We start from the raw sequence: 8,742 nt of genomic DNA on the forward strand, positions 1-8,742 counted from the left end.
AGTGCTTGTGAAGAAAAACCACCGAATGCTACTAATGCCGCAGTGGTCAAGGCTGGTAAAAATTTACGATTTAACATGGTGGCTTACCTCAGTTCTAATTTGGTCGTACAAATTCGTCAGGGATCTAAACGTCTGATCTCTCAGGATTAATACATCTTAACCCCGGTATCGTCCGGGTAATTCATAACTTTAGAGGTGAGCGGCAGGTAAACTACCATTCATCGGTTTATTGTACGCAGTAGTCGGGAATCAACACATTAGATGCAAATGCTAAGGCTGTTAATACAATTGCTAATGTAAATTCGCGGAAGAAGCAGAAAGAATTACAGGAAATGAAATTGAGTAAAGAATTTGAATCAACTGTAGTTCAGTTCTATAACCATACTGCCTGAGTAATCGCCGGTAGATTGGTTGGGATCCAGATTGATTTGTCCGCCGACTTTGATTTCCATTGCACCTTCCATATTGAGCGAACCAGACTCTACGTTGGCGCGAAAATCAGTGACATTTATGATATTACCGTAACCATCGCGCAGTTCTACACGATTTGGTAACTGAATGTAAAAATTTGCGTTGGGTTTGCCTTCGATGATGAATTTCGCGGGTGTATACGAACCGGTATTATTAATGGTTACGCCACCTGTTGCGAAACGCATGCCGTCAATGTCGACAACAACGGTACCAGCAGTGGCACTGGATGCAATGCTGCCGAATTCCAGAGTGCTGGTATTGGTTATAGATAAGTAACGCGTTACAGTGACATTGATAGTGGTAACTGCTGATACAGCAAATACAGTCAGGGGCGTGCTCAACAGGGTTGCGCCTATCAATAACCGAATTGTTATATCTCTAAATTTCATAAATACCGAAACTCAGGTTGTTACTGCAACTCCCCGAGATAAATCAGACGTTCTAATCTGGTTTACGTCCAGAGAGTGAGAGACTTTAGTGTGTCTATAACGCACGTTGAATTCAAGTGACGAAAGGCTATTAAGTACTGCTTAACGGCATGCCTTTGATTACTTCAATTCATAGTATAAGTATAACACTATTGAAAGTTCACGGTGACGAGGATATTGCCGGTATAGGTGCCAGGCATTTGTAGTGCATTCACATGAATAGTACCCCCAACGAGTAGCGGTACGGCGGGATCAAATCGATCATTGGCTATTGGATTAGTAGTGAAAGTATCCAGCGTAATGTTATTGGTGCCATCCGTAAGAATTGCTGGTGATGCGACAGAAATTACTACCAAACGTCTATTTTGACAATTCACTGGTGCAGTCGATAGTGAAAAACTAGCTGCGCTAACAGCACCGCTCGAGAGTAAAATAATGCCGCCTGTGGCCGTGCGCACTCCGGTGGTATCGACTGTGACAGTGCCTGCGGTCGGTGCCGCAATTGTACCAAACTGCAAATTCTGAACGGCTGATATTACAAGTGCTGCATCACATTGAGCGGGAGTACCCCTTCCCATACCCATGCCAACGGGAGCAGCGATAGCATCCGATACCACCAGAATCAATCCGCATGTGAGTGTCAGTAAAAGGGGGAGTGTAAAACGTTTGATATTTCCAGGGGCCATTACATTAAGTTTAGACTACTGTTGGTTAAAATGTGCTCAATCGTTAAAGGCAGGTTCAGGAAGAAATGAACCAGTCCTGAATGCCTGTAAATCACATAACTTGCTAAAACCATGCCGGATTGTGATTAGCGAACAGGATTGGGCGTTAAATCGTGGCGTCCAGGCATTCGAATAGATCCAATGTAGGTGCCCAGTTGAGTTCGCGTTTGGCTTTTTCGTTATCGATGGTCAGAGAATATTGCATGCAATGGAGCCAGGCGGGATCACCGTAGCGTCCGGTATGACGCCAGGCGAACGCATGGGCACGCCTGGCAAGACTGTAAGGTAAGGGGAATGAATAATGGCGGATGTGTTTCTGAATCAGGTGGAAGGAAGCCACCTGGTCACTGGCGAGATTAAAGCTGCCACGAACATCGCTGGTTAATGCATGTAGCATCGCAGTGGCCACATCGGTCTCCGATACACATTGTGTTAACGGTTGCGGGTCTGGGAATAAAAAATAACAGGGCTGTGTCAGGATCGCTTTTACCAGGGGCTGGGTATGTTGGCCCAAAATGACATGGGGACGAAAACGCACTATACGGAGCTCGGGATGTTGTTGTTCGAAGTCATCCAGCCAATGTTCTACGGCGACTTTGTCTTCCGAGTAATAAAACCCGTTAATGGGCTTTAAGGGCTGATCTTCCGTAATGAATTGTGGATTATCCTGGTCCATGCCGTAAACCACCGCGCTGGATTGGTGAATGATTGTTTTCACATTGTGTTTCGCGGCCAGTTCGAAGACGTGCTTGCTGCCATTTACATTTACACCGCGAATATAGTTACGGTCAAAGCGTCGCTTCCCGAGCACACTATTATTGACGACGAATGCCAGGTGAATAACTGCATCTATGTCAACAAAGTACTGATCCAGATCGTTTGAGCATATATCAACAATATGTTCTTCATAGTCACTGTGGCGAATAGAAGACGGTTTAATATCAACGCCAACGATTTTTTTAATACGTTGCTCATCGAGCAATACTGGAAGGCATGCTTTGGCTACATGCGACGCACATCCTGTGACAAGTATTTTCATATTGTGATGTTAACCTGATGCAGAGCCTGTTCGTCAAATGTTTAGTTAATTAATTGTGGTTATTACCGTTGAATGACGGGGGAAATAGCAACTAATTACCGGCTAATGTCAATAGCAGTATTCCCAGTGAAGCACAGTTCCAGGCTGGTCGAATGGCGTTCAACGGTGAATCGAATGACCTGCCGGATTGCTTGTGTCATACTCCAGTGGCAGAAGACTGGGCGGAAACGCCTTAATTTTACGGTTGAAAAAGTTTTTTATTGTTGTTCAATTAGGGGATGTCCATAAATTATGGGCGTCGTGAACCATAGCCAGCTACCCGGTTCTAAATGCAATTGTTAAGAGCTAAAGCCAACTTATAATATGAAGAAATCGAAACTGGAAATTCGTGTCGGCGCAAGAGGCTGGCAGTATTCAGACTGGGTAGGTGAATTCTATCCGGACGATTTGCCGGAGGACTGGCGGTTTTCGTTTTATAGCAACGAATTTCAAACCATACTGGTTCCTTATGAAACCCTGGTTCGTTCCGAAGTCGATGACTGGGTTGACTGGGTTGAAGATACACAAAAAAACTTTAGCTTCTACGTTGAAATATTTGAAACAGCATCGTGGATTGATGTAAAGCCTTATCTGGAGGCGCTGGGCGCGCAACTTAAGGGGCTGGTTGTTGTTGTCGAAGAACTGAAAGATGTGAATGCTTTGGCGTCATTAATCAAACATCTGAAAACTGTAGCACCTGTTTGCATTCAGAAATTGGGTAATACTGTCAGTGAGCGGGATATGCATACATTGCAAACCTGTCATGAGGTCAATGAATGCTGGGATGGAGACAGTGAAACGCCGGTTTGGAGTTATGGCGAAGCCGCTGTTTTACTGTGCGATGTTAACGAGCAGAATACACCGGATAAAATGCGCCAACTCATTGAAACGGGTATGGAGTACGCGGGTAAGTGCGATGCGATTGCCCTTTTCTTTACCGGTACAGCGCCGAAGATGAGTGATATGCGAACTGCCAGAACCATCACAGATTTACTGGTCTAACTTTAAAATAATTGTCTAATCATAAACCAAGCCAATAATAAGAATGTCGAGCAACTCATCAGAATTGAATTCCCATACAGAGCCTCTTATCAAGATACGCGGACTACGTTTTTATCGGGGTTCGCGCCCAATTTTTGATGGCGTTGATATGGATATTTGGCGCGGTAGACTTACCGCCATCATGGGGCCCAGTGGGACAGGAAAAACTACATTGCTGCGTTTGATAGGAGGACAGTTACGTCCTCAACAGGGAACTATAACGGTGGATGGGCAGGATGTTGCGAAGCTGAATCACCGGCAACTCTATCAGTTGCGTAAACGCATGGGCATGCTGTTTCAGAATGGTGCCTTGTTAACTGATATTAATGTGTTCGACAATGTGGCATTTCCACTGCGGGAACATACTGATTTACCGGAGTCCATGATTCGTAGTCTGGTGTTAATGAAATTGCAGGCAGTAGGATTACGCGGCGCACACGGTTTAATGCCTAGTGAGTTATCAGGCGGCATGGCAAGACGGGTAGCGCTGGCACGTGCCATTGCGCTGGATCCGATGATGGTCATGTATGATGAACCGTTTACCGGGCAGGACCCAATTTCAAAAGGTGTGTTAGTGTCCTTGTTAAAACACCTGAGTGATGCATTACACCTTACCAGTTTGCTGGTATCCCATGATGTTAATGAGTCCCTTTCTATCGCGGATGACGTTTATGTAATATCAGAAGGCAAGGTTGTAGAGCATGGTCCATCCGCACTGATCAAAGATTCAGAATCAGGATGGGTACAACAGTTTATTCATGGTAAAAAAGATGGGCCTGTGCCTTTCCATTATTCCTCTTCGGAACTAATGGATGATCTAATGCAAGGTTGATGATAATTTTGGCTGAGAAATTTTCTAAGGGAAATGTTAAGCATGTTTGATGCGCTGCAGCGCCTCGGGGCAGCATCGTTAAATAGCCTGGAGCGTTTGGGACGCGGCCATTTGTTTTTATTGAATGTACTGAGGGGCATTCCCGGCCTGGTATTCCGACTCCGACTGGTAGTCCAGCAGGTTTATTCAGTTGGCGTATTATCTCTGCTAATTATTGGTGTGGCCGGACTGTTTGTGGGCATGGTGTTGGCGCTTCAGGGTTACAATACTTTGGTGGATTTTGGTGCTGAAGAATCCCTGGGTGTTGTTGTGGCATTGACCCTGGTGCGGGAACTTGGTCCGGTCGTTGCTTCATTGTTGTTCGCTGGCCGGGCAGGATCTGCATTAACGGCAGAAATTGGATTAATGAAAGCGACCGAGCAGTTGTCGGCGATGGAAATGATGGCCGTGGATCCATTGCACCGTGTCGTTGCACCGAGATTTACCGCCGGGTTTATTGCCTTGCCGCTGCTAGCTGCGTTATTCAGTGCAGTTGGTGTTATGGGTGGCTACTTTGTTGGTGTTGGGTTGCTTGGAGTTGATGAAGGCGCGTATTGGTCGCAAATGCAGGACAAGGTTGATCTTTATGATGATGTGGTTAATGGCGTCATTAAAAGTATTGTATTTGGATTTGTAGTGACCTGGATCGCGGTTTTCGAAGGTTATGATACTGTGCCTACTTCGGAAGGCGTCAGTCGGGCAACTACCCGTACAGTGGTGCATGGATCACTGGCAGTACTGGGTCTGGATTTTGTACTTACAGCATTAATGTTTGGAGATTAGGCTTATGCAGCATTCACGAACAATTCAGATATGGGTAGGCTTTTTTGTCGCCGTGGGCCTGGCATCGCTTTTTATGCTGGCAATGAAAGTGAGTAATATCAGCGCATTAACGGAACGAGAAGGGTATGTATTAAAAGCGAATTTTGAGAATGTCGGCGGTCTAAAAGTAAGATCGCCGGTAACAATGGCGGGTGTTGTGGTCGGCAGGGTATCGTCCATAGATTTTGATCGTGACACTTATGAAGCCGTGGTCTCGATGAATATTGATCCTAAATACGACAATATTCCGGAAGATACGTCGGCCAGCATTTTTACATCGGGTTTGCTGGGCGAGCAGTATGTCGGACTGGAAGCCGGTGGTGCGGAGGATTATATGAAAGAAGGTGATGCCTTCCAGTTGACACAATCGGCCGTAGTACTGGAAAAATTAATCGGCCAGTTTCTGGTTAGCAAGGCGGACGAATAGAAAGAATGTGCTGTCATAGAATTTTAATTGTTTTATTTCCTGTATTGCTGCTGCCATTATCAGTGGCAAATGCGGATACTGTGGTTATGAACCTGGATCAGGCGGTAGAGCGCGCTTTCAATGCTGACCCACGAATTTCCGAAAAGGAAAAACTGGTAGATGTTGCAAGAGGTTTGGTAGAAGAGGCAGAGGGTGCCGAAAGCTGGATATTTGATGTTAATTCTTTCCTGGGATTATCGCCTGACGTAAAAGGCGGCATTTTTGAGGACGTTGATGGAAACATCAATATTGATGCTGATGCGTTCGATTTTGATGGTGTATCGCCCTGGTACAGTCTGACATTCGAAATTGTTTACCCTTTTAACACTTTGGGTAAATCAGAATCCTATACGGAAGCTGCACTAAACAATATTAAAATACAAAATGGTGAAGTGGAGCTGCAAAGAACCAGAACTTACATTGACGTGAGCCGTGCGTACAATGGCTATTTAGCTTCACGCGACGCTGTCGCAATGATGGAGGATGCGAACAAGCGTGTTGTTTCTGCCATAGAGATGGTGGAGGCGTGGATTGAAGAAGGTGAGGGCAATGTAAAGCAGTCAGATTTATTTGCACTGCAGACAGGGTTAGGCCTGATTAATCGTTATAAAGCTGAAGCAGTTGCACTGCAAAAAGTGGCTTATGCAGGCCTGAAGTTGCTTACTGGTATAGATAAGGGGGTAACTATCGAGCTAGCCGACAAGCGGCTTGAGCCAACACCCTTGCCCGAAAAAAATCTGGAAGAATTTCAACAATTGGCAATGAAGCACCGCCCTGAAATGACCCAGGTGGAAGCAGGCCTGGAAGCACGTCGCGCATTGCTTAGCGCCAAACACGCGGAGAAATATCCCAACTTTTATACTGGTATTGTCGGATCCATCTCCTATTCCCCAAATCGTCCGCGGCTGGATAATATATCCATTTTCGATCCGTTTAATCATGCAGGTGCAACACCGGTGCTGGGCGTGAAATGGGATTGGTGGTCCGGCAGACAAAGTGGCCAGGAAACCCAGGCGCAAGGTGAATACAGCGCCATGATCGAAAAGAAATCCTTTGCTCAAATTGGCATTCCGTTTGAAGTGGAGGAGCAGTACCTTCAGGTGCATGCACACCATAAAATGGTTCAGGAAATGTATAACTCAGCGAGAGCAGGAAGACGTTGGATGGTTGCCGCCCTGGCAGATTTTGAGGCCGGCCTGGAAAAGGCTGATAGAGTTATGGCTGCGTTTCAGGCCTATGTATTGGCTTATAGCGATTACATAAAAGTCGTAAATGATTATAATCTACATGTGGCGCGCTTGCGTGTTGTAACAGGAGAAATCAAATGAATCGTTTCTTAGTGATGTCGGGAATGTTTCTATTGTTGTGCGGATTATTGGGTCAGCCAGTATTGGCATCCAAGGAAGATCACCCGGCTTTGATATTGGTAAAAGATACCACGTCGTTGATTAAGAAAAAAGTTAAGGAAGATGATGCGCAAATAAAGAAGGATCCAGAGCATTTGTACGACCTGGTCAATGAAATCGTGTTGCCAAATTTTGATTTTACAAAGATGTCCAGCTGGGTGTTGGGTAAAAACTGGCGCAAGGCAAGCAACGAACAAAAAAAGAAATTCACCAACGAGTTTAGCCGGCTGTTAGTGAGAACGTATTCGCGTGCGGTTTATGACAATATCGATCAACAAATTAATTTTTTACCCATACGGGGAAAACCTGGGGCGGATAAAGTCACCATTCGAACCGAAGTGCCACAAGCGGCGGGATTTCCTATTCCTATCGATTATAAGATGCACAAAAAAAACAATGAATGGAAAGTGTATGATGTGGTGATCGATGCCATTAGCCTGGTTGCCAATTATCGCACCACCTTCAATCAGGAAATTAAAAAATCAGGTATTGATAGCCTGATTGCCAGTCTCGCTGATCGTAACAGTATCCCTGTCGATGCCAAATCAACCAAAAAAAATTGAAGCAGATATAGAGCAGGTTGAAGCCGGTCGTTTTAAAATGACCGGTACGCTTGATTTCGAAACAGTGCCAGTTATTTTGCAGAAAAGCCGAGAGTTATTCAGCGACTGCGAGTCTCTTGATATTGATTTCTCGGCGATAACCCGCAGCAACAGCGCAGGTCTGGCGCTATTGATCGAATGGATGCGTAATGCCAGAGCCAGTCAGCAGCCTATTGCATTTCATCATTTACCGGTGCAAATGCAGGAAATTGCCAGGCTCTGCGGTGTTGAAGACGCCCTCTAGCTACAATTGTTTTCGGTGCGTAAGCCTTCAGATTTCCTTCCCAGTCGAAGCATTAACCTTTTGATTTTCAAGTATATTTGCTAAAATCTATAGTGCAGCCAGTTTTTGGCGCGGAATCTGGGTTAAAATGCGACGTTTTTGCAGCAAGCGGTCAAGAATTCGGCTTGCAGGCTAGAGGACACTGGAATGGAAGTATCACAAATTAAACAACTGATCGAATCTGGCCTGTCAGGGGTGGAGGCAACAGTCACCGGTGATGGATATCATTACGAAGCGATCGTGGTCGGTGATTGTTTTGACGGGAAATCCATGGTTGAGCAACAGAAAATGGTGTACGCGACATTGAACGAACACATTACCAGTGGCGCAATCCATGCGGTTACCATAAAAACGTACACACCAGAGCAGTGGAAAAAAGCAAGTCAGTTTCAGGTGGGCAGCGAGTAAATCGCCAACTTTTTTATATCGAGCTATATAGAGCTATATAGAGCTATATAGAGCACAATTCACTGCACACGGGTAACTTCTTAATTTTCCTAATTACGGGATGGCAGTGTTTTTCAAATCACTGCTTAACCATCGAATTAG

Annotated in this window: 11 protein-coding genes; 8 read left to right on the top strand and 3 right to left on the bottom strand. The window is 45.3% G+C overall.

Annotated features, from left to right (window positions below):
• Nucleotides 1-356: 356 nt before the first annotated feature.
• The 3 genes from ACWVCM_RS15145 to ACWVCM_RS15155 form a co-directional block, all read right to left on the bottom strand.
• Nucleotides 357-860 carry a DUF4402 domain-containing protein gene (locus tag ACWVCM_RS15145; RefSeq protein WP_455202602.1) on the bottom strand — a complete coding sequence of 168 codons (504 nt, stop codon included), beginning with the start codon at nucleotides 858-860 and terminating at the stop codon, nucleotides 357-359.
• 188 nt (nucleotides 861-1,048) lie between these two features.
• Complete coding sequence (locus ACWVCM_RS15150) at nucleotides 1,049-1,585, bottom strand: DUF4402 domain-containing protein (protein ID WP_455202603.1); 537 nt, start codon at nucleotides 1,583-1,585, stop codon at nucleotides 1,049-1,051.
• 145 nt (nucleotides 1,586-1,730) lie between these two features.
• Nucleotides 1,731-2,663: an NAD-dependent epimerase/dehydratase family protein gene (locus ACWVCM_RS15155; RefSeq protein ID WP_455202604.1), complete on the bottom strand. Its 933-nt coding sequence runs from the start codon at nucleotides 2,661-2,663 to the stop codon at nucleotides 1,731-1,733.
• A gap of 363 nt (nucleotides 2,664-3,026) precedes the next feature.
• Here ACWVCM_RS15155 and ACWVCM_RS15160 point away from each other — a divergent pair, with 363 nt between their 5' ends.
• The 8 genes from ACWVCM_RS15160 (at nucleotide 3,027) to ACWVCM_RS15195 (ending at nucleotide 8,601) form a co-directional block, all read left to right on the top strand.
• Nucleotides 3,027-3,704, top strand: coding sequence for a hypothetical protein (locus tag ACWVCM_RS15160; protein ID WP_455202605.1), 678 nt, complete (start codon nucleotides 3,027-3,029; stop codon nucleotides 3,702-3,704).
• 43 nt (nucleotides 3,705-3,747) lie between these two features.
• Nucleotides 3,748-4,575 carry an ABC transporter ATP-binding protein gene (locus ACWVCM_RS15165; RefSeq protein ID WP_455202606.1) on the top strand — a complete coding sequence of 276 codons (828 nt, stop codon included), beginning with the start codon at nucleotides 3,748-3,750 and terminating at the stop codon, nucleotides 4,573-4,575.
• A gap of 42 nt (nucleotides 4,576-4,617) precedes the next feature.
• Complete coding sequence (gene mlaE, locus ACWVCM_RS15170; RefSeq protein ID WP_455202607.1) at nucleotides 4,618-5,397, top strand: lipid asymmetry maintenance ABC transporter permease subunit MlaE; 780 nt, start codon at nucleotides 4,618-4,620, stop codon at nucleotides 5,395-5,397.
• A 4-nt stretch (nucleotides 5,398-5,401) separates the two neighbouring features.
• On the top strand, nucleotides 5,402-5,863 hold the full coding sequence (gene mlaD / locus ACWVCM_RS15175) for an outer membrane lipid asymmetry maintenance protein MlaD (RefSeq protein ID WP_455202608.1): 462 nt from the start codon (nucleotides 5,402-5,404) through the stop codon (nucleotides 5,861-5,863).
• Nucleotides 5,864-5,949: 86 nt separating this feature from the next.
• Nucleotides 5,950-7,230 (top strand): TolC family protein, encoded by a 1,281-nt coding sequence (locus tag ACWVCM_RS15180; protein WP_455202609.1) that lies wholly within the window; start codon nucleotides 5,950-5,952, stop codon nucleotides 7,228-7,230.
• Entirely contained in the window at nucleotides 7,227-7,871 is a 645-nt protein-coding gene (locus ACWVCM_RS15185; RefSeq protein ID WP_455202610.1) for an MlaC/ttg2D family ABC transporter substrate-binding protein, read from the top strand. Before ACWVCM_RS15180 ends, ACWVCM_RS15185 begins: the two co-directional genes overlap by 4 nt.
• Nucleotides 7,846-8,154, top strand: coding sequence for an STAS domain-containing protein (locus tag ACWVCM_RS15190; RefSeq protein WP_455202611.1), 309 nt, complete (start codon nucleotides 7,846-7,848; stop codon nucleotides 8,152-8,154). Before ACWVCM_RS15185 ends, ACWVCM_RS15190 begins: the two co-directional genes overlap by 26 nt.
• 186 nt (nucleotides 8,155-8,340) lie before the next feature.
• Complete coding sequence (locus ACWVCM_RS15195; protein WP_455202612.1) at nucleotides 8,341-8,601, top strand: BolA family protein; 261 nt, start codon at nucleotides 8,341-8,343, stop codon at nucleotides 8,599-8,601.
• Nucleotides 8,602-8,742: the final 141 nt, after the last annotated feature.

This window comes from Kaarinaea lacus (assembly GCF_975902315.1).